The 1,041-nt window shown below is 41.1% G+C and carries 1 protein-coding gene; it reads right to left on the reverse strand.

The window, feature by feature from the left end; genetic code table 11:
• Positions 1–154: 154 nt before the first annotated feature.
• The gene (locus AAY47_RS19675; RefSeq protein ID WP_047772080.1) at positions 155–652 is read right to left on the reverse strand and encodes a hypothetical protein; all 498 of its coding nucleotides are present in this window, start codon (positions 650–652) and stop codon (positions 155–157) included.
• Between the last annotated feature and the right edge of the window lie 389 nt (positions 653–1,041).

The raw sequence follows: 1,041 nt of genomic DNA on the forward strand, positions 1-1,041 counted from the left end.
CGGCACGGTTAACGCATTAAGCAGCTTCATTACGGCAGTAAATGGCGCTCCATCAAAAGAGCGAGGTGAGTCCAAAACCAAGCCCCGCCGTAGATCGGAGTCGGGCGGGGTTACGGCTAGGGTTTAGCTCATTCAATCAATGGGCAATTTATCTTTATCTAAAAGCATTGGCGTATCTAACTCCAACAGGAGAACTACTTGCAGGCTTCTTATTCATTAGATATTCATTTTGGCAGGAGGGACAGAAATTATTATAAAAAGCACCACGAGCACCTTTAGGTTGAAGTACCGATATTACTCGTTTTCGATAGCAATTTGCACAAAGGTAATGAGGTTTAACCGCCTCATCCAGAGATGGGTTGTTAACATATGTAAACGTACCAGATTCAAGTGTGCAAGGTTTATACTCTCTGGCCTGAGTTTTAAAATCCTCCAGTTCCAACTGTTTCTTTTCGAGGTCAATTATCGTTTTCTGTTGCTCAGAGAGAAGAGCGGCTAGAGATGTGTTTTCCATCAATAGATCGGTTAATTTTCTTTGTAATTCGTTTGTGGCATTTTGTATTTCAAGGTCAACACTTGCGTCCCTGATAACCTTCACCAAACCAAGGCTTTCTTTTATCGCAGTCAGCGATGCCGCAATTGCAGTAATCATTCAATTATTCTCACTTTTGTAGGGGTGAGAACATGTTAACCGATTTCTCACTGTAGGGGTACAGTGGAGCCACTGCCGCCTGAGGTGGTTAAATACACAGGCGCATTCCAAATAAACAATATTAATTATGAGGGTATGAATATGAAAAAATTATTTCATGTGTTAGCTGGAAAATTGGAGTATTACAAAGGTGTACCGACAGAGAATATCAAGTTCGCCGATGTGTTCGACTCGATGGAGGAAGCGGAAAGATGCGTTATTGAAAATAATTTAACATCATATCCAATGTGCTACGTCAAAGTTTGTTTCATCAAATAAACTAACTCCAGCTCATTTCCGAGTGGGCTGTGGTGAGTTGATAATTGGGGGATAATATGTCTAATAGCAAC

The sequence above is a fragment of the Xenorhabdus griffiniae genome, assembly GCF_001028135.1.
In the GTDB taxonomy this organism is placed as follows: Bacteria; Pseudomonadota; Gammaproteobacteria; order Enterobacterales; family Enterobacteriaceae; genus Xenorhabdus; species Xenorhabdus bakwenae.

Bases quoted from the DNA above. Each gene is read 5' to 3' on its own strand.
- AAY47_RS19675 (WP_047772080.1), bottom strand. From the start codon at position 652: ATGATTACTGCAATTGCGGCATCGCTGACTGCGATAAAAGAAAGCCTT.